Here is a 19,265-nt window from a genome sequence, read left to right as displayed (position 1 = left end):
TTAGTCAAATTTAATTGAATCATTTACATTCCCAATCATATTTTCAGGACGAACCCATTCATCAAACTGCTCATTTGTAAGTAATCCAAGCTCAATTGCAGCTTTGCGCAAAGTGGTATTTTCAGCATGTGCCTTTTTAGCAATTTTGGCAGCATTATCATATCCTATATGGGTATTAAGAGCTGTTACCAACATAAGTGAATTTTCAAGTTTATGCTTAATTTCAGTATAGTTGGGTTCTACGCCCACCATACAATGGTTGTTGAATGACAAGCAAGCCTCTCCCAAAAGTCTGGCAGAATCAAGTAGATTAACCGCAATCACGGGTTTGAATACATTCAACTGAAATTGTCCGTTTGAACCGGCAACTGAAACAGCAACATCGTTGCCCATGATTTGTGCACATACCATTGTCAATGCTTCAACCTGAGTAGGATTAACTTTTCCCGGCATAATAGAAGACCCTGGTTCATTTTCCGGAATGAACAACTCTCCTATTCCACTTCTGGGACCTGAGCTGGACAAGCGAATATCGTTGGCAATTTTCATACAAGAAACAGCTACCCGTTTTAATGCGCCATGTAAATCCACCATTGCATCATGTGCGGACAAGGCTTCAAACTTGTTAGGTGCAGTAATGATAGGCATATCCGTCAAATTGGCAATATGTTTTGCAACAAGGTTTGTGTATCCTTTGGGAGTATTAATACCGGTTCCCACCGCAGTTCCTCCTAAGGCAATTTCCGCCACTCCTTTGAGCGTAAATTCAATTGATTTTAATCCGTTTTCTAATTGCTGTCTATAACCGGAGAATTCTTGTCCTACTGTAATTGGCGTTGCATCCATCATGTGGGTACGACCGTTTTTAATCACATTGGCAAACTCTCTTGCTTTATGCTTAATGGTTGTTTTCAATGCCTGCATTCCGGGCAGTGTATAATCAATCACTTGTTTATATACCGCGATGGACATGGCTGTTGGATAGGTATCATTTGAACTTTGAGATTTATTTACATCGTCATTGGGATGTAAAAATTTCTTTTCGTCAGTCAGTTTTCCGCCTTTTATAACGTGACCTCGGTTGGCAATTACTTCGTTTACATTCATATTGGACTGAGTTCCTGAGCCGGTTTGCCAAATCACAAGCGGAAACTGGTCATCTAATTTACCCGCAAGTATTTCATCACAAACCTGCCCAATGAGATCGCATTTTTCTTGGCTCAGCACACCAAGTTCACAGTTTGTCAATGCTGCTGCCTTTTTTAGATAGGCAAAAGCACGAATAATCTCAATGGGCATCTTGTGTCTCTGTCCGCCAATTTTGAAATTCTCAAATGAACGCTCTGTTTGTGCTCCCCAATACACATTAGCAGGAACTTTTACTTCGCCCATGCTGTCTTTTTCTATTCTGAAATTGCTGTCTGTCATATCTTTTAAATATTATTGCTTAATTGTGATTTAAAATTGTTTGCTCTCTATCAGGTCCAACGGAAATGATATGGACTTTCACTCCCGTAAAAGTTTCAATAAATTGAATATAATCCCTAAATGTTTGTGGAAGTTCATCCACAGTTTTGCAAATACTAATGTCTTCTTTCCAACCTTTAAACTCTTTATAAACCGGTTCTACCTTTGCATTGCACAGATTAGTCGGGAATCTATCAGTTCTTTTGCCATCAATGATGTAATGTGTACATACATTGAGCGTTTCCATACCTGATAACACATCTGCTTTCATCATTATCAGTTTGTTTACCCCGCTTAACATGATTGCATATTTGAGCGCCACCAAATCAAGCCAACCACAGCGTCTGGGGCGGCCCGTAGTTGCCCCAAACTCAAATCCATTTTTACGCAAGGTCTCTCCTATTTCATTGTCTAACTCTGTGGGAAAAGGACCACTGCCTACTCTGGTACAGTATGCTTTAAAAATGCCTGATACATTGTGTACTTTATTGGGTGCAACACCAAGTCCGTTGCAAACACCTCCCGAAATAGTATTGGAAGAAGTTACAAAGGGGTAAGAGCCGAAATCAATATCCAACATAGAACCTTGTGCACCTTCAGCCAGAACCTTTTTGCCGGCAGCACAAGATTCATTCACCAGATATTCGGTATCATCAAATTTAAAATCTTTGAGAAACTCAATGGCAGCAAAGAATTCTTTTTCTAATACAGCCAAGTCAAAGTCTTTATATCCGTAGTATCCTATATATTTCAGGTGTGTCCTTTTGAGTTCTTCATAGTGCTGGATAAACTTATCTGAGAATATTTCGCCCAAGAACAAAGCTGTCCTACCGATTTTGTCACGGTATGCGGGGGTGATTCCACGTAGCGTAGAACCGATTTTTTCTTCTCCTCTGGCAAATTCAGAAGCAGCGTCTAAGACTCTATGTGTGGGCAGAATAATCGTTGCTTTTCTACTAAAAACAAGATTTTTTATAGGCTCTCCTCCCATTTCTTGAACTCTGGCAATTTCTTCTTTGATGCGTACGGGGTCAACCACCACGCCATTTCCAATCACGTTGAGACAAGTTTCATGAAATATTCCTGAAGGAATTGTATTCAAAACTACTTTTTTATCATTAAAAGCAAGGCTGTGTCCTGCATTGGGACCTCCCTGAAATCTTGCCACCAAATCATATCTCGGAGTAAGAAAATCCGCAATCTTGCCTTTTCCTTCATCTCCCCACTGCAAACCTAAAACTACATCTATCATTTCGCTGTATCGTATTTTTGAATTATTTAATTAGAATCTTGCATATCCGGTGAAACCACTTTTTTGCAATTTTGACAAACAGATTTTTCATCTAATGGAGGGTTTCCAAACAAATGTAAACTGTGATGTTTAACCTGAAAGTTAAGCATTTCTCCCATCGTATTTTTAATCAACTGAATGCGCGGGTCGCAAAACTCAAACACTTTGCTGCATGCCACACAAATTAAATGGTCATGTTGCATGGAGCCATAAGCTTGCTCATACATAGCAAGATTTTGTCCGAACTGATGTCTTTTAACCAATCCTGCTTCTAACAACAAATCCAAGGTATTATAAACTGTTGCACGGCTCACTCTGTATTTGCGGTTTTTCATTTGAATATAAAGTGTATCAACGTCAAAATGCTCTCTCTTTGAATAAATTTCATCAAGAATAGCATAGCGTTCCGGAGTCTTACGATGTCCATTTTCTTCAAGAAACTCAGTAAAAATCTTGCGAACCGTTTCCTTGAGCTCTATGATATTTTTTGTGACTGTTTTAGCATCAGGCATAATGAGGGCAAAGTTAGATTATTTTAGGCTGAGAATAGTGTACATGTTACGCACAAATTGGTCTAAAACAGTCCGATATTCAAGTTACTTTACCACCCCAATCACAACGCTTAAAAGAATTATGACCAAGACGATGTAAGAAATGACTTCATACATTGAATTTTTCTGTTTTTGATACGCAAACAAAAGAAAGATAACTCGCAATAATGGAGTTAACAGCATAACAATTACTCCACACATCGCAATATGGCTTGCATCAAGGCAAATAAGCCCTGAAAGCAACTCTGTGAACGAAAATTTAGCAGGGTTTTCTGTAAATATTTGTTGCGTTTCTGGCGAGTTAGGGATTTTCAAAAAAGACAACAAAACGCCCAATATTGACAAACAAAATGATACCCAGACACCCAGACGTAGCGTATTCCCGATTAATTTCTGAATATGCTTAGTTTCGTTTTCCGAATTTGATATTTTAAGCATGATGTTTTGAACTAAAATTACCTGTCAACCCATTATAAATCATGTAGAGTGCGATAACTACCACAATGACGGCAAAGATTTGCTTAAGCAGTTTCACATTAATTTTATTTAAAATTTTAGCTCCCAGAAATGAGCCTATAATAATACCAATCAACACCGGTGCTGCTAACAATGGTACAACATATCCATTGGCAAGATAGATAATAGCACTTGAAACAGCGGTTACACCAATCATAAAATTACTGGTTGTTGTGGACACCTTGAAAGGCAATCGCATCACATTGTCCATAGCCAGCACCTTAAAGACGCCACCGCCCACTCCCAACAATCCGGACAAGAAGCCTGCAACAGACATAACAACAGAGCCGAGTATGGGGTTGGCTGAGCCATATTTTTCTTGGACACCATTGACGGGAAATGCTCCATAGAGTTGTAATTTTTCGGATAATGAGCCTCGTACAACTGCTTCCCTATGGTCTGCTTTGGCTTGCATTGTCAGAATGGCTGTTACAATCAGTACCAAACCAAAAACAATTCCTAATAAATCAGTAGGGACATTCATCCACAGAATAACAACTGCACCCAAAACTGCACCCAGAGAGGTAGCAATCTGCAAAAACATACCTACTTGCAGATTTGTATAACCCTCTTTGACATAGGCAGAGGCGGCACCACTGGATGTACTAATAACAGCAATCAAAGACGTGGCAATGGCGTAAGGAATGGGAACGTCAAAGAGCAATGTAAGTGCCGGAACAATGATTATCCCTCCGCCTAATCCCGTCAATGCGCCTACCAATCCCGCAAAGAGTGATACCACGACCAACATTAACGAGTAAACAAGTTGCTCCATCGCCACAAAGCTACATTTTTAATTTCTACACCTACATTAACCACAAATTCACATGATTACCTTCTGTATTTTAAGATAGATTATCTTCATTAAATTCTTCCTCCTTGTCATTTTCCAGCGCTTCGTTCACAAGATTCAGATCGATTTGTTTAGAGGTTTTGGCTCCAAGTAATTTAATCTTATGAACTTTTGATACCAAGTTGCCGTTTCCTGTTGACAATTTACTAAATGCATCCTTATAAGTACCTTGTACAGTATTGATTTGATTGCCAAGTTTTTTTAATTCTTCCACCAAACCATTGAACTTATCATAAAGCCCTCCGGCTTCGGATGCAATTTTTGCTGCGTTCAAATTTTGTTTTTCCAACCTCCAAAGGCTGGCAACTGTTTTGAGTGTAGCTAACAAAGTACTTGGACTGACTATCACAATTTTTTTCTCCCATGCAAAATTGAATAAATCTGCATCGGCTTCTATTGCAGCAGCAAAAGAAGATTCTATTGGCATGAACAAAAGCACAAAATCGGGTGAGTTCAAACCACCGGCTTTGAAATAATTCTTGTCAGACAAGTCGCGCACATGGTTTTTGACAGAAATAATATGCTCGTTGATAGCACTTTGTTGTGTTTCTGCATCTTCTGTATTTACAAAGCGTTCATAAGCTACCAAAGACACTTTGGAGTCAATAATCAAGTGTTTATGCTCAGGCAGTTTTACCACAAAATCAGGATAAATTCTTTGAGATTCATCGTTGGTGGTGGTATACTGCTTTTCGTATTCCATACCCTCTCTCAAGCCACTGCTTTCTAAGATATTATCCAACATGAGTTCACCCCAATTACCTTGTTTTTTTCTATCGCCTTTGAGCGCACGTGTCAGATTTTGTGCTTCTGTGTTAAGTTTTGTATTGAGTTCAACCAAATTTTTCACTTCATCTTTAAGGGAATGTCGTTCTTTGGCTTCGTTTGTATAGGTCTGTTCTACCTTTTGTTCAAAATTTGTAATCTTTTCTTTAAGTGGATTGAGGATAACATCCAAATTGGTACGATTGGTCTCTATGAATTTTTGCGATTTTTCATCGAGAATTTTGTTCGCAATGTTTTCAAATCTTTCTTTCAGAATTTTCTCATTTTTTTCGGCATCTTGTTGATGTTGTTCCAACCTTTCTTTCCAGTTTCGGTTGTCGCTCTCTAAGCCGGCAATCCTTCTATTAAGTTCAATAATCTGCTCTGTGTCTTTGGCTGTTCTTTGTGTCAGTTCCGCTATTTGTTCAGCACCCATTTTCAGGTTGCTTTCCAACATTATTTTCTCATGCTGTAAGGCAGCAATTTGTTTATCGTATTCTAATGATGAGCTATTACTGTTTTTACTCTTGACAAGCCAACCTATAATAAGTCCAAGCGCCAGACCCACAAACAAATAAAAGAATATTATCATAGTTCACAAAGGTAATCTTAATGCGAAAAGCAATCATCAACAGATTACATTTTAATCCACAAATTAGTTTCTTATCTTACGTCAATGTCTGCTGAAATTGTTATATATAGTTTTGCAGTATCAATTTGATAGAATATGAAAACCATTTATCATAGCGCAGAAAGCAGAGGTCACGCAAATCACGGTTGGTTAAACACTTACCACACATTTAGTTTTGCAAATTACTACAATTCAGATAGAATGAATTTTGGCACATTAAGGGTCTTAAATGATGATACCGTACAAGCAGGAATGGGATTTGGCAAGCATCCGCATAAAAACATGGAAATTATCAGTATTCCTTTGGAAGGGGATTTGCAACATGGCGACAGCATGGGCAATGAAGGCATAATTCGCAAAGGAGAAATACAAGTGATGAGCGCAGGTAGCGGAATGGTTCATTCAGAAAAAAATGCCAATAACGACAAAGAAGTCAAATTTCTTCAACTATGGATTTTGAGTCGAGAACGTGATGTCGAACCCAGATATGACCAGAAATCTATCATTGCCAACAAAAAACTAAATGATTTTCAGCAGATTCTCTCGCCAAATCCAAGTGATGGAGGTGTTTGGATACATCAGGATGCATGGATGCATCTGGCAAATTTTGAAAAAGGAATTTCTAAAGAATATAAACTCAAGAAATCCGGCAATGGAGTCTATGTATTTGTGTTAGAAGGTCAAGCCAAAATTGAAAATCAAATCTTGAACAGACGCGATGGTATGGGGATTTGGGACACAGGTTCATTTGAACTGACAGCTACGGAACATTCTGAGATTTTATTAATAGAAGTACCGATGGAACTGCCTCAGTACACCCAATCATAAACGCATTGAATGAATTGAGTTGCGTTGCGGTATGTTGGCGGTTTAGCTTTCTGACACAAAAACTCTTCTTACCCTTTGGCTGATTGAGGTCAGCACTTCATAAGGTATTGTATCCAATTTTTCTGCCCATAGATTTATCGGTAATTCTTCTCCGAAAAGAAGCACGCTATCACCTTCATAACATTTAATATCAGTTACATCCACCATGCTCATATCCATACAAACATTTCCGACTATCTCTGCTTTCTGTCCATTGATGAGTACAAAATGATTGTGGCGGCTAAATTTTCGATTGAATCCATCTGCATACCCCACTGCGATGATTGCAATTTTACGTTCCTTATTTTCGACATTCTGAAAACCATATCCTACCCCTTCGCCTGCCCTTATATTTTTGATTTGAGTAATATGAGTTTTAAATGTAAAAACAGTTTTTAATTCTTTAGCCAAGACTCCTGACGGGTCAATACCATATAATGAAATGCCCAAGCGCACCATATTTCCTCCGGCTTCTGCAAATCGGATAGCCCCCGCTGAATTACTTATATGCAAAATAGGTTGGCAGTTGAGTTGAGTCATCAAAAATCGACTGAACTCCTTAAACTCTTCAATTTGCTGATAGGTTTGAGCATCTTTATTTTGCTCGTCAGAGGCTGCCAAATGGGTGAAAATGCCTTGTATCACAAGTGAATGTGCCGTTTTGAGCGATGACAATAATTCCTCTTTCTCAAATAATTGAAAACCCAAACGATGCATTCCTGTATCAAGTTCAAGATGTACTTTGATGGATAAACCTGAATGGATAAACGCCTCTAACTGTGCAAAAGAACCGATGGCAGGTTCCAGTTCATATGCTGGGTATTTGGTCAAATCTTGCAATTCAGGATTAAGCACCAAAATAGGTATTTTAACCCCCGAATTTCGCAAAGCAATCCCTTCGTCAATATATGCAACAGCTAGATAGTCCACCCGATGATACTCCAAAAGTTTAGCTACTTCATAATTTCCACTGCCATAAGCAAAGGCTTTGACCATTGCCATCACATTGGTGTCGGGTTGCAAACGATTCTTGATTAAATGAAAATTATAAGCCAAATTATCCAGATTTATTTCAAGTGTGGTTTTATGTGTTTTCTGTTGCAAACGCGAGGCAATTTGCTCCAAACGAAACCTACGACTCCCTTTGATAAGAATGGCTTTATTGTCAAATGACAATCTCTCAATATTTTCAAAGAACTGCGCTGTATTTTGAAAGAAATTCTTGTAAGGAGTATGAATTAACTCTTGTTTAGTTGCCCAAACTTGCCCTATACCCACGAACATATTCAACGCCTTCCGGTTAATCAAATCTGCCGCTTTTTGATATACTTCAATTCCGGCACCTTCAGGGTAATCCGAAAGAATCAGACAAGTCAAAGATTGCTTTTTTTGTTGCATCAGAAAGTCAATCGCTGCACTCAGGGCATCTGGGTCATTAGTCCAAGTATCGTTTACAATAGTGCTATTATTTTTGCCCTCAATTAATTCTAATCGCATTGAAGGCGCTTGCAATCGATCTATTTTATCCTTAATCAAATCCGGTCTTACACCCGTATCAAGCGCAACAGACAGGGCTAAGCCCATATTATTTTTGCTCGCATCATCTTTGTTATGAAACTCGAAATTCCATGATTGAGTAAGGGTTTTAACCGTAAAAGTGTTTTCATAAAATGCAAAGAGATATTCCGAATTAAAATCATTACCCACTCTTACTACCTCACCTTTATAAGGAAATAATGAGATGTATTGAATCCTATCTTGGAAGAAAACTTTCTGTGTGTGTTTGAACAAACGACATTTTTCGAAAAATTTTTCTTCATCAGAAGCAAAACCATCGCTGTGCGCTTTGCCTAAATGAGTAAAAATACCTATTTCCGGTTTTATCATTTTTTCAAGCTTTTGCATTTCGTTTATTTGCGATATACCTGCTTCAAATATGTAATAATCACAATCATCATCTGCATTCAAAATCGAAAGCGCCACTCCTACTTGACTATTAAAACTCTTGGGGCTTTTATATGTTTTGAAAGTTGTGCCAAGTAAATCAAACAACCATTCTTTGACAATGGTTTTGCCATTACTTCCGGTGATTCCGATTACTTTACCGGAAAAATACTTTCTGTGTGCAGAAGCCAAATCTTGCAATGCTTTTAATGTATCATCCACTAATAATTGATGACAATTATCGGGCAAACCTACCTCTTGTGAAACCACAAAAACCTTTTGACCCAATCCGGCTAAATCCGTGCAAAATCGGTGTCCGTCAAATCTTTCACCTTTGATAGCAAAGAAAACCCCACCCGAACGATTCACAAAATTGCGACTGTCTGTAAAAACAAAAGTCAAATTCTCCGGTGGCAAGACCCCACCTAACCAAGTTCCTTGTGTGATTTCAGCTAATTGTTGAGCAGAAAAAGAGAATGACATTTTAGATAGTTTTGGCTTGCAAATTAAGCGTAAAATAAGGACTTGACACTAATATCAAAGGTTTAAAAAACAACAGATATTGAACCCAATTTAAGTAAGTATAAATAGCGAATTCATTAGAAATACTATTAAAATGAGGGGCACTACAGAATGCTAAGTCCCATTTTTTCGCGAATCTCAACCGGTTCTACAGGGCGGTTATTTCTAACACAAGCCACTGTTACCTTGCTGCTGGTCATTAATTTACGTTCAGGCAATAACAAGATTTCTTGAAAGAAAACAATTTTAAGTCTGCCTTCCGTTTCTGCTCTCAAAGTACAAACAAATCGGCAACCACTCTGCAAAGGGAACTTATACTCCGTTTCCATTTTGATAACTACGGCATCTAAGCCTTCTCTATGCATTTGTGCAAAATCCAAACCACATGACTTCAAATAAAGATGCCGTGTGTGTTCAAAATAATTGTTATAAACTGCGTTGTTTACAATTCCTTGTATGTCAAGCTCATAATCTCTAACCTCAAATAATGTTTCAAATAGGTTCATTTTAGTACTAATCAATTTAGGCAAAATTGAACTTTTTTTATTAAAATCCATGTATAAAGAGGATTTTTACTCGTGTAATAATCCATAAATCAAAGCGCTATCCTCTAAGTGAATGCATGCATCAAAAGAATTAAATAAAAATTGCACTTTATTGATTACCTTTGCGCCCCTTATTTATATCCCCAAAAACATATTTTGAAAAATTTCTCAAAGCTTGGGTTGTCAGAATTGACACTCAATGCACTCAAACAATTAGACATTCACACTCCTACAGAAATTCAAGAAAAAGCAATTCCGTTATTGTTGGAAGAAAATTGCAATTTTCTTGGTTTAGCCCAAACCGGTACGGGAAAAACAGCTGCATACGGATTACCATTAATCGAAAAAATTGATACAAATAAACGCGAAATTCAAGCGTTAATAATCACTCCAACACGCGAATTAGGGCAACAAGTCGCGGAACAATTAGTGAAATTCTCATCATTTCACAAATCTATGCGAGTGGAAGTCGTTTATGGCGGCAAACCCATTGACAAACAAATCTTTTTTCTGAGAAAAAAGCCCCCTATTTTAGTGGCAACTCCCGGCAGACTATTGGATTTAATCAATCGAAATGCATTGAATCTGAAGCACATCCAATACGTAGTACTTGATGAAGCAGACGAAATGTTGAACATGGGTTTCCAAGAAGACATCAATACTATTTTGTCACTAACTCCACAGTATAAAAAAATCTGGCTTTTCTCTGCTACAATGCCACCCGAGATTCAGGATATTGCCGAAAATTACATGAGCGATTATAAAGAAGTGCGTGTAAAGAGTGAAGAAAAGGTCAATGCGGCAATAACACACGAATTTATCAGAGTAAAAGCATCGCAGAAGTTCGATGCACTATTAAGAGTGATTGAGCAAGATAAGGAAATGCGAGCAGTAATTTTTTGCAGAACCCGCAGAGATACACAAGAATTAGCAGACAAACTCTTTGATGAAGGATATCAGGCTGATGCCATTCATGGCGACTTAAATCAGAACCAAAGAGACCGTGTCATGAATCGGTTTAAAACTAAAAAATTACAATTTTTGATTGCTACAGATGTTGCAGCCAGAGGTATTGATGTAAAAGACTTGTCGCACGTAATTCATTATGCTCTACCGGAACAGATGGAATATTATACCCACCGTAGCGGAAGAACTGCGCGTGCCGGAAATGAAGGTACTTCAATTGCCTTGCTCTCAGCAGCCGAATACTCACGCATGAAAATGTTCAGCCGTGAACTTCAGATTGTTTTTGAAGAATCTCCTTTGCAGTCCGAATTTGAGTTTGACATGCACAAAGGCAAAGACGAAAAAAGAGGTAGAGGACGAGGAGACAGAGATAGAGATAGAGGAAATGACAGAGGCGGTCGCAAAAAAAGCAACCGATTTAGCGAACGCACATACAGTCGAAACAACAATAAAGACAGAAACGAATTTAGAAGTGAACGCAGTTCTCAGTCTGACAACTCACAAAACAACTTCCGAAGAAAGGATAAAAAGAAAAAATCTGAAAACTCGTTCAAAGGTCAAGAGCGTAATAGAGAGCGTAAAAACGAAAAAGAATCCAAGAAGCCGGAACAATTCGAATTCCAATCTAACCCTAACAAGAGAAAGAGAAAAAATTCTGAAAAACCTTCATTTGCAGGTTCATCATACGATAAACAACCAAGCAAAAGACAAGAAGAAAAGCCCAAAGCAGGTTCAACCGATAAATATAGAAGGAAAGTTTTCTTTTAATTTCAAACTATTGCGTTTTCGTGCAAGTTAAATATAGTGCAGAGCCATATTTAACATCAGGTCATAACGCTAAATAAATACGAACAAAATACTAAAATAAGTTTTGCTGTCCATTATTGGAGGGCGGGTAAGCAGGTTTAGGATATGTGTTTTTTTCAGTTAAATCCTGCGCAATCATTCCAATAAAATCGTCTTCACTGATAATCGAAATGTTTAAACTATTAGCTGTTTCGAGTTTGGCAGGACCAATCCCTTCTCCGGCAAGCAAATAGGATGTTTTTGAGCTAACACTGCTTGCATTTTTCCCTCCGTGTGTTTCTATTAAATCTTTGAGTTCGTCTCTACTGTATTTTTGGAAAACACCCGAAATCACAAAGATTTTTCCTGCCAATGAATCAGATTTTGGAGATGAAGATTCTTGCTCAGATGCAGTTAGTTGCAGTCCGGCATTTTTTAGTTCAGTAATTAGATTTCGATTGTGTTCATTCGCAAAATAATCCACAATCGATTGTGCGATTACCCCTCCTATTTCGTCCACATTGCTCAATTCTTCTATTGTTGCAGCAGCAATATTATCAATGTTCTTAAATACAGAAGCCAGTTTTTTAGCTACTGTTTCGCCTACAAACCTAATACCTAAACCAAAGAGAACCCTTGCAAAAGGAACTTTTTTAGAATCCTCAATACTTTGCAGCAAATTTTGAGCTGATTTATCTGCCATTCTTTCTAATGAAAGCAATTGATTATAAGTCAGTTTGTACAAGTCTGCTACGGTATGAATCAGACCTTGCGAAACCAATAAATTAACAGTTTCCTCTCCCAGCCCTAAAATGTCCAAAGCTTTTCGACTGATAAAATGTTCAACCCTGCCTCTGATTTGCGGAGGACAACCAAGATCGTTTGGGCAATAGTGATTTGCTTCGCCCTCTTGTCTGACTAAAATAGTGTTACATGCGGGACAGTGCAAAGGTATTGTAACCGGCAAGGCTTGACTTTGACGTTTGCTAACTTCCACTTTGGTAATTTTGGGAATAATTTCCCCGCCCTTTTCTACGTACACCCAGTCACCGTAATGCAAGTCAAGTCGTTGAATTTCATTTGCATTATGTATAGAAGCACGTTTAACGGTGGTGCCGGAAAGGAAAACGGGAGAAAGATTGGCAACAGGGGTAACTGCACCTGTCCTACCTATTTGGAAATCAACACTGAGCAATTCAGTTAGTGCAGTTTCTGCTTGATATTTATATGAAATAGCCCAACGGGGAATTTTAGCCGTAAATCCTAATTCATTTTGTTGTTCAAAACTATTGACTTTGATTACAATACCATCTATATCAAAACTTAACTCCTTGCGTTTACTTTCCCACTTAGCAATGAATGCTAACACTTCTTCAATGTTGTTGCACTGTTCGGTATATTCCGAAATTTTTAAGCCCCATTCTTTGATTTGAAGCAAAGACTCTAAGTGTGAATGTAAGTTTCTTTCTTCACAAATCACGTGATAAAGGTATATATCAAGGGGGCGTTTGGCAACTTCTTTGGTATCCAATAATTTTAATGAACCGGCAGTAGTGTTTCGGGGATTCGCAAAAACGCCATCCCCTTCTTTGATTCTTGCTTCATTGAGTTTTTCAAAGGCTTTGCGATGCATAAAAATTTCGCCCCTAACTTCTAATTCATTAGGAAAATTGCCATGCAGGCGAGTTGCCAGAGAGCGAATGGTTTTTACATTTTCGGTTACATCATCTCCTTGAATGCCATCACCCCTTGTCACCGCTTGTGTCATATTTCCATTTTGGTAGTGAAGGCTAATCGCCACACCGTCAATTTTCAATTCACATATATACATAAAATCACTTCCTCCGAGCAATTTCTGAACTCTATTATCAAAATCTTTTAGCTCTTCTGCATTGTATGTATTACCCAATGACAGCATGGGTCGCGAATGTTTAATAGTTGGAAAATCATTGCTGATACCACCACCCACATTTTTGGTAGGGGAATCAGGTTGTGCAAATTGGGGGTACAGGTTTTCTAAGGTTTCCAACTCTTTGAGTTTCATGTCAAACTCATAGTCAGATATACGTGGTTCTGCCAGAATATAATAGTAATAATTATACTCCTTTAATTCCTTGGTTAGCAAAGAGATTCTTTCTTCTGCGGAGAGATTGGACATGGGGCAAAAATACAACAGTAAATATTGGTAATGCAATTTTTTACATGAATACTCTGTTTGATTTTATCTACTTTCGCAATAATGTTTGACATGTTGCATAGTCACTTCAAAACTGCTGTTTTATTATTGGTTATAACATCGTGTGCAACGGATGACATACAGGCTCAACGCAATATAACAATTGAACCTTTTACTGCTTTTTCTTGGTCTGCAAATAAGTCATATATAAGCAATCAAGTTATAATCGAACACGGTTCAACCACTCTCAAAGAAACGGGTATTGGATTTGGCTCCGGAAATGAATATGGAGTTCTGCTGAAAAGAACATTTGATTCTTCTTATTTGACCCTTAACCTTGGTTTTTCAGGATTAGTAGGTAAAAGACAACAAATCAGTTATATTGAGGATAAAGACTCTGCACAAATAAGTTATCAAATGATGGATGCTTATCAATTGTGTGCTTTGTTAGGATTTGGATTCAAACGAGAGTTAACCAAAAGATTTGATTTCCATACTGATTTGATGCTCATAATACCATTTGTGAGCCGATTAAAGGGTGAACTCATTAGCAATCGAAAGGATTTCAGCGAACAAACAAGTATTCTTTATAAAACAAATTTTTCTCCCGGTTTCAATATTCGAACAGGTCTGAGCTATCAAATCACAAAAAACATTGCTCTCAGAGGCGATATCTCTTATACATTTATGAGTATGTCATATAAGAGCTCCGAAATTAGACGTTATACTTCGAGTTCAAATCAATATTTGGCAGAACGTTATCCGACAGTTTCAGATAGAGAGACCATCTATTTCAAAGACTTATCAAAAGTTAAGAATGATCCCGTTATTAATCCCACAGGTTTCAACTCTGCTCAACCTTCAGAAAGCATAAGTGAACAACTGCCATTCAGCAGAATGGGTATAAATATTTCCTTGATTTTGGATTTAAATTTAACCAAAGATAAATAATGGTTTGATTAGCCATTCATACTAATCAAAAACTCATTATTGTCAAGTGTGCCTTCCATGTATTTAAGCATTGTATTCATGGCTTCTTCTGAAGTCATGTCTGCCAAGTGATTGCGGAGTACCCACATTTTCTGAAGTGTTGTCTTACTGTACAAAAGATCTTCTCTTCGTGTGCTGGACGCTACAATATCAATCGCAGGATAAATACGTTTGTTGGATAGTTTTCTGTCAAGTTGCAACTCCATATTACCTGTTCCTTTAAATTCTTCAAAAATTACTTCATCCATTTTAGAACCTGTATCAATCAATGCAGTTGCTATAATGGTTAGCGAACCGCCATTTTCAATATTTCTCGCAGCACCAAAGAAACGTTTAGGTTTTTGCAAAGCATTGGCATCCACCCCTCCTGACAAAATTTTCCCTGAAGCTGGTTGAACAGTATTATAAGCTCTTGCCAAACGAGTAATAGAATCGAGCAAGACTACTACATCATGTCCACACTCTACCAATCTTTTTGATTTCTCAAGAACAATATTGGCGAGTTTCACATGTTTTTCTGCCGGCTCATCAAAAGTTGAGGCTACCACCTCTGCCTTAACATTTCTTGCCATTTCGGTTACTTCTTCAGGACGTTCATCCACAAGGAGAATAATCATATAAATTTCAGGGTGATTGGCAGCAATAGCATTTGCAATCCCTTGAAGCAAATTGGTTTTACCGGTTTTAGGTTGAGCAACAATCAGACCTCTTTGCCCTTTGCCAATGGGAGAAACTAAATCAATAATTCTATTACTATAGTTTTTGGGAGTATCAACCAAGTTGATTTTTTCATTAGGAAATAGTGGCGTTAGGTGTTCGAAAGAGATTCTGTCACGGATTTCAGACGGGGTTTTCCCATTAACTTTTTGAATCTGAACCAATCCAAAGTATTTTTCGTTGTCCTTTGGAGGGCGAATTGTACCCAAAACAGTATCTCCGGTTTTTAAGCCATAAGAGCGAATCTGCTGGGGCGCTACATACACATCATCGGGCGAAGACATATAGTTATAATCTGCTGAACGTAAAAATCCATACCCGTCCTGAATAACTTCGAGCACTCCAATAGCAGAAACTAAGCCTTCCAGTTCCATAATCTGTGCAATCCTTTCGCTTCTCTGTTTGTCACGCTCAGATTGTTCTTGACGTTGTTTTTCAAGAGAGACGACATCCTTAGCAATTTGTTCGGTAAGAGCATGAATAGTTGTTTCATTTGTTTCAAAATCAGTTGATTCTGAATGATCATTTTGAATGAGGTGTTCAACTTCTTGCGAAACCTGAATAAAATCATCTTCTACCGGTAGAGAGTTTTGCTTTTCATCCTCTTTGGTCGTGTTATTTTGAACCGGACTTTTATGCAAGCGAGGTCTTTTAGTGCGTTCAGTATTTAATCTGTGTTCACTTTGTTTTTCTTGTTTGCTATTATCCATTTGGGTAGAGTTATTCTCTTGGCTAAGTGATGCTTGGGATGACACCCTTCCAATGGCATCAAGTAACTCACTTCTTTTCAAAGTATTCACATTGTCAACTCCAAGCGCAATAGCTATTTCGCGCAATTCGGAAATTTTCTTTTCTTTCAAAATTTCAATTTCAACCATTCAATCTATTGATTTATATAATATTATGCAGTTTTCGTCTCTAAAAAATTCTTTCTTGAAAATGCGATTGAATAGTCAGAGGGAGAAAATGTCGAGGAACTCGACCAATGCAGGTGCAATTTTACACTATTTTTTATAAACCACAATAAATTTTATTCCCAATTTTATTTCACTCTTTTTTGTACTACTTCTAAAAAAAATACTGCCCTTCTTTATCTTGAAATATATTTTCCAATTCTCTCAAAATCGGGTTCAATAAAAGCAACATGGCTAGTGTACAAAAATTGTCAAGCTGAGTTTTCCGCCTCAGCGGAAAGTATCGAAGCTTAGACAATTTTTGAGAAGTATTCTAATTGAAAATATTACTTTGTCCGTCCTTCGATACAATTTCATTACGCTCCGCTACATGAAATCACTCAGGAGGACATAGAGGGAAGCCACAATTGGCGTTGTCACCAATTTAAAAACAATTGGCAAATAAATTAGTTTATCCATTTTCACCCGTATCTTTGAACCGCAGAGTTTTGAAAAAAAGAGCTATCCTTTTTCTGTGTTCTTTTGAATGAGTCCAAAATATTCAAAAGTATGTCCCTAACCAAGTAACCTTATAGCTCTTTGAGGGAAGAAAGGACAATAAAAACGTATATACTTAATAGCAATATAACCATGAAAAAACTAATCCTTTTAATTAGTATAGCAATTTTAGCCACCATTAGCAGTTGCAAAAAAGACAAAAAATGTCCTGATATAAGCACGATATTAATAGAGCAAGAAATGAAAGATTGGATAGTGTTTCAACCAGGAAGTTACTGGATATATATTGATTCAATTACTGGCTCTTATGATAGTGTGTATGTGACTTCTACATACTATGACACTTTGAATATTCTTCATTCAGACCTTTTTAGAAACTCTGATAGTAAATGTATAATTCAAAGTCATCAGGAAATAGACATTGAATATGAAACTTCAAGTGGAATTAAGTATGCTGTTGGTGGTTCTTATGGATTTGGCAGCGGAGTGTCAAATAATGTAAACCCTGTAAATGGATCTTCTTCAATTGTAAATTTAAACCATTCCGGTGGTGATGGTGGCTATTCACATTACATGTATTTCCCCGTTTTGCAGGGAACGGTGGGTTTTGTATTTGGAGAAATTAAACATGACACCATTTATGAAAATTATACAGTATTAGGTAATACATACATAGATGTCTTAAGAGTATCAGACAGAGATAATGGAGCATTAAATGCCATAACCAAGTTTTATCATGCAAAACATATAGGAGTGATAAGAAAAGAAATATATGAGTGGAAATCACGCCATGACAAATCTACTCCTAAACTCCTCCACGTATGGGAATTAGCAGATTATAAAGTAATTCAATAACTAAAAAACAACGAATATGAAACATTTATTTATCTTTATCAGTTTGTTAATGCTGACAGCATTCAATGTTGTTGCAGACTCAACTCAAAACTATGAACCTATGGGAAGAAATACCTTCTTTAGCATGGTACAAAGTAACGAAATAGCATTAGACACTTTTAACCAAGAATTTAGTGTGGATTACAAAGTGTATTTTACAGACACTACCAATCAAACTGTCAGAGTGAAATTTTTCAGCCGTGGTTGGTGTTGTCACCAACCACTCCAATTTAAAAAATAATCGACAAATAGATTAGTTTAGTTTAGTCCATTTTCACCCTTATCTTTGAACCGCAGAGTTTTGAAAAAAAAGAGCTATCCTTTTTCTGTGTTCTTTTGAATGTGTCCAAAATATTCAAAAGTATTTCCCTAACCAAGTATCCTTATTGCTCTTTGAGGGAAGAAAGAACAATAAAAACATGTACACTAAATAGAAATTAACCATGAAAAAAATAACCCTACTTGTCAGTACATTGTTGGTGATTTTACTGCAATCCTGCTTCAAAGAAAAAAAATGCCCAAAACCTGTTATTTCTTGGGAAGAAAGCAATGCGGATACGGATAAGTCCATCTTACTTATGCCCAACCCTGCAAGCAAGGAAGCAATCATTCAATGGAAAGGTAGTGGCTTTGCTCCTTCTAACATCAAAATATACGATATACATGGAAAATTAGTGACGCAAGAAAAATGGGAAAACAACAAACCCCACCTGATAGATACAAGCAAATGGTTAGAAGGTATTTATTTTGTAATAATAGAAACAAATCAACAAGAAAAAAGATATAAAAAACTCGTTATTATGAAATAATGCAGAATAAACTCTGTTGTTTTGTGCCTTTAACAGTAAGATTACTTTTGCCTATCTCTCATTCAACTAACCTACAAAGTGGCAGCTTAGGTTAATAACTGCATGATATTTCTCTAATCAGACATCATTAAAAAATCAGCCAAAGTGCACCAGTACCTATAAAATTCAGACTATCTTTGCATGTCACCAATAAGTAATAAAACAATGGCAAGCGTAAGGTTAGAAAAATTTGAAAAACAAATGCAGAGAGACTTGAGTGAGATATTGCAACAAAAGAGTCGCGACTGGTTTGGCGGTGCATTTATTACAATTTCTCGTGTTCAGAGCAGCCCTGACTTGGGTTATATCAAATGTTCTATAAGTCTCTTAAATGAAAAAGAACCAGCAAAAACATTGAGCTTAATAGATGAAAAAATCAAGGAAATCAGAATGGAATTGGCACATCGGAATAAGCATCTGCGTAAAGCTCCTGAATTATCATTTATTGAAGACACCTCTCTCGAATATGTAAGCAAGATGGAGGCTATTTTTGCTTCACTCAAGAAAAATAAGTAATAAAATCA

17 protein-coding genes are annotated in these 19,265 nt (G+C 37.2%); 7 read left to right on the top strand and 10 right to left on the bottom strand.

The window, feature by feature from the left end; translation table 11 throughout:
* The 6 genes from fumC to rmuC form a co-directional block, all read right to left on the bottom strand.
* Positions 1-1,428: a class II fumarate hydratase gene (fumC, locus tag M9892_10365; protein MCO5254754.1), complete on the bottom strand. Its 1,428-nt coding sequence runs from the start codon at positions 1,426-1,428 to the stop codon at positions 1-3.
* Between the two features lie 19 nt (positions 1,429-1,447).
* Positions 1,448-2,719, bottom strand: coding sequence for an adenylosuccinate synthase (locus tag M9892_10360; protein MCO5254753.1), 1,272 nt, complete (start codon positions 2,717-2,719; stop codon positions 1,448-1,450).
* A gap of 26 nt (positions 2,720-2,745) precedes the next feature.
* On the bottom strand, positions 2,746-3,270 hold the full coding sequence (locus M9892_10355) for a transcriptional repressor (GenBank protein ID MCO5254752.1): 525 nt from the start codon (positions 3,268-3,270) through the stop codon (positions 2,746-2,748).
* Between the two features lie 84 nt (positions 3,271-3,354).
* On the bottom strand, positions 3,355-3,747 hold the full coding sequence (locus M9892_10350) for a DUF1634 domain-containing protein (protein MCO5254751.1): 393 nt from the start codon (positions 3,745-3,747) through the stop codon (positions 3,355-3,357).
* Positions 3,740-4,600, bottom strand: a complete 861-nt coding sequence (locus M9892_10345) for a sulfite exporter TauE/SafE family protein (GenBank protein ID MCO5254750.1) — start codon at positions 4,598-4,600, stop codon at positions 3,740-3,742. The genes M9892_10350 and M9892_10345 overlap by 8 nt, the downstream gene beginning before the upstream one ends.
* Before the next feature lie 70 nt (positions 4,601-4,670).
* Complete coding sequence (gene rmuC / locus M9892_10340; protein MCO5254749.1) at positions 4,671-6,035, bottom strand: DNA recombination protein RmuC; 1,365 nt, start codon at positions 6,033-6,035, stop codon at positions 4,671-4,673.
* A 135-nt stretch (positions 6,036-6,170) separates the two neighbouring features.
* Between rmuC and M9892_10335 the strand changes: the two genes are divergently transcribed.
* Positions 6,171-6,902 (top strand): pirin family protein, encoded by a 732-nt coding sequence (locus tag M9892_10335; GenBank protein MCO5254748.1) that lies wholly within the window; start codon positions 6,171-6,173, stop codon positions 6,900-6,902.
* Positions 6,903-6,944: 42 nt separating this feature from the next.
* Here the strand turns inward: M9892_10335 and M9892_10330 are convergent, their stop codons facing one another.
* Positions 6,945-9,368, bottom strand: coding sequence for a bifunctional UDP-N-acetylmuramoyl-tripeptide:D-alanyl-D-alanine ligase/alanine racemase (locus M9892_10330; protein MCO5254747.1), 2,424 nt, complete (start codon positions 9,366-9,368; stop codon positions 6,945-6,947).
* A gap of 143 nt (positions 9,369-9,511) precedes the next feature.
* On the bottom strand, positions 9,512-9,913 hold the full coding sequence (locus M9892_10325; GenBank protein MCO5254746.1) for an acyl-CoA thioesterase: 402 nt from the start codon (positions 9,911-9,913) through the stop codon (positions 9,512-9,514).
* Positions 9,914-10,108: 195 nt separating this feature from the next.
* Here M9892_10325 and M9892_10320 point away from each other — a divergent pair, with 195 nt between their 5' ends.
* A complete protein-coding gene (locus tag M9892_10320; GenBank protein ID MCO5254745.1) occupies positions 10,109-11,686 on the top strand; it encodes a DEAD/DEAH box helicase in 1,578 nt (525 codons plus the stop codon).
* Positions 11,687-11,777: 91 nt separating this feature from the next.
* On the opposite strand, the gene ligA is transcribed toward M9892_10320, so the two are convergent.
* The gene (gene ligA, locus M9892_10315; protein MCO5254744.1) at positions 11,778-13,862 is read right to left on the bottom strand and encodes an NAD-dependent DNA ligase LigA; all 2,085 of its coding nucleotides are present in this window, start codon (positions 13,860-13,862) and stop codon (positions 11,778-11,780) included.
* A gap of 90 nt (positions 13,863-13,952) precedes the next feature.
* On the opposite strand from ligA, the gene M9892_10310 reads away from it, so the two are divergent.
* The gene (locus tag M9892_10310) at positions 13,953-14,831 is read left to right on the top strand and encodes a hypothetical protein (GenBank protein ID MCO5254743.1); all 879 of its coding nucleotides are present in this window, start codon (positions 13,953-13,955) and stop codon (positions 14,829-14,831) included.
* Positions 14,832-14,839: 8 nt separating this feature from the next.
* On the opposite strand, the gene rho is transcribed toward M9892_10310, so the two are convergent.
* Positions 14,840-16,465, bottom strand: coding sequence for a transcription termination factor Rho (gene rho / locus M9892_10305; GenBank protein ID MCO5254742.1), 1,626 nt, complete (start codon positions 16,463-16,465; stop codon positions 14,840-14,842).
* A gap of 666 nt (positions 16,466-17,131) precedes the next feature.
* Between rho and M9892_10300 the strand changes: the two genes are divergently transcribed.
* The 4 genes from M9892_10300 to rbfA all read left to right on the top strand — a co-directional run bounded on the left by M9892_10300 (position 17,132) and on the right by rbfA (position 19,257).
* The gene (locus tag M9892_10300) at positions 17,132-17,854 is read left to right on the top strand and encodes a hypothetical protein (GenBank protein MCO5254741.1); all 723 of its coding nucleotides are present in this window, start codon (positions 17,132-17,134) and stop codon (positions 17,852-17,854) included.
* A 16-nt stretch (positions 17,855-17,870) separates the two neighbouring features.
* The gene (locus M9892_10295) at positions 17,871-18,134 is read left to right on the top strand and encodes a hypothetical protein (protein MCO5254740.1); all 264 of its coding nucleotides are present in this window, start codon (positions 17,871-17,873) and stop codon (positions 18,132-18,134) included.
* A 202-nt stretch (positions 18,135-18,336) separates the two neighbouring features.
* On the top strand, positions 18,337-18,702 hold the full coding sequence (locus M9892_10290; GenBank protein ID MCO5254739.1) for a T9SS type A sorting domain-containing protein: 366 nt from the start codon (positions 18,337-18,339) through the stop codon (positions 18,700-18,702).
* A 204-nt stretch (positions 18,703-18,906) separates the two neighbouring features.
* The gene (gene rbfA / locus M9892_10285) at positions 18,907-19,257 is read left to right on the top strand and encodes a 30S ribosome-binding factor RbfA (protein ID MCO5254738.1); all 351 of its coding nucleotides are present in this window, start codon (positions 18,907-18,909) and stop codon (positions 19,255-19,257) included.
* The last annotated feature ends 8 nt before the right edge of the window (positions 19,258-19,265 follow it).

Source organism: Bacteroidota bacterium, from assembly GCA_023957335.1.
In the GTDB taxonomy this organism is placed as follows: domain Bacteria; phylum Bacteroidota; class Bacteroidia; order NS11-12g; family UBA955; genus JALOAG01.
The sequence above is the reverse complement of the archived record's forward strand: the minus strand, read 5'-3'. Positions and strand labels throughout refer to the sequence as shown.

What these genes read in the sequence shown, in the direction of transcription:
- M9892_10355 (MCO5254752.1), bottom strand. Translation starts at nt 3,270, where the DNA reads ATGCCTGATGCTAAAACAGTCACAAAAAATATCATAGAGCTCAAGGAA.
- M9892_10310 (MCO5254743.1), top strand. Translation starts at nt 13,953, where the DNA reads ATGTTGCATAGTCACTTCAAAACTGCTGTTTTATTATTGGTTATAACA.
- M9892_10350 (MCO5254751.1), bottom strand. Translation starts at nt 3,747, where the DNA reads ATGCTTAAAATATCAAATTCGGAAAACGAAACTAAGCATATTCAGAAA.
- rho (MCO5254742.1), bottom strand. Translation starts at nt 16,465, where the DNA reads ATGGTTGAAATTGAAATTTTGAAAGAAAAGAAAATTTCCGAATTGCGC.
- M9892_10330 (MCO5254747.1), bottom strand. Translation starts at nt 9,368, where the DNA reads ATGTCATTCTCTTTTTCTGCTCAACAATTAGCTGAAATCACACAAGGA.
- M9892_10360 (MCO5254753.1), bottom strand. Translation starts at nt 2,719, where the DNA reads ATGATAGATGTAGTTTTAGGTTTGCAGTGGGGAGATGAAGGAAAAGGC.
- M9892_10325 (MCO5254746.1), bottom strand. Translation starts at nt 9,913, where the DNA reads ATGAACCTATTTGAAACATTATTTGAGGTTAGAGATTATGAGCTTGAC.
- M9892_10345 (MCO5254750.1), bottom strand. Translation starts at nt 4,600, where the DNA reads ATGGAGCAACTTGTTTACTCGTTAATGTTGGTCGTGGTATCACTCTTT.
- fumC (MCO5254754.1), bottom strand. Translation starts at nt 1,428, where the DNA reads ATGACAGACAGCAATTTCAGAATAGAAAAAGACAGCATGGGCGAAGTA.
- M9892_10295 (MCO5254740.1), top strand. Translation starts at nt 17,871, where the DNA reads ATGAAACATTTATTTATCTTTATCAGTTTGTTAATGCTGACAGCATTC.
- M9892_10335 (MCO5254748.1), top strand. Translation starts at nt 6,171, where the DNA reads ATGAAAACCATTTATCATAGCGCAGAAAGCAGAGGTCACGCAAATCAC.
- M9892_10300 (MCO5254741.1), top strand. Translation starts at nt 17,132, where the DNA reads ATGAAAAAACTAATCCTTTTAATTAGTATAGCAATTTTAGCCACCATT.
- ligA (MCO5254744.1), bottom strand. Translation starts at nt 13,862, where the DNA reads ATGTCCAATCTCTCCGCAGAAGAAAGAATCTCTTTGCTAACCAAGGAA.
- rbfA (MCO5254738.1), top strand. Translation starts at nt 18,907, where the DNA reads ATGGCAAGCGTAAGGTTAGAAAAATTTGAAAAACAAATGCAGAGAGAC.
- M9892_10290 (MCO5254739.1), top strand. Translation starts at nt 18,337, where the DNA reads ATGAAAAAAATAACCCTACTTGTCAGTACATTGTTGGTGATTTTACTG.
- rmuC (MCO5254749.1), bottom strand. Translation starts at nt 6,035, where the DNA reads ATGATAATATTCTTTTATTTGTTTGTGGGTCTGGCGCTTGGACTTATT.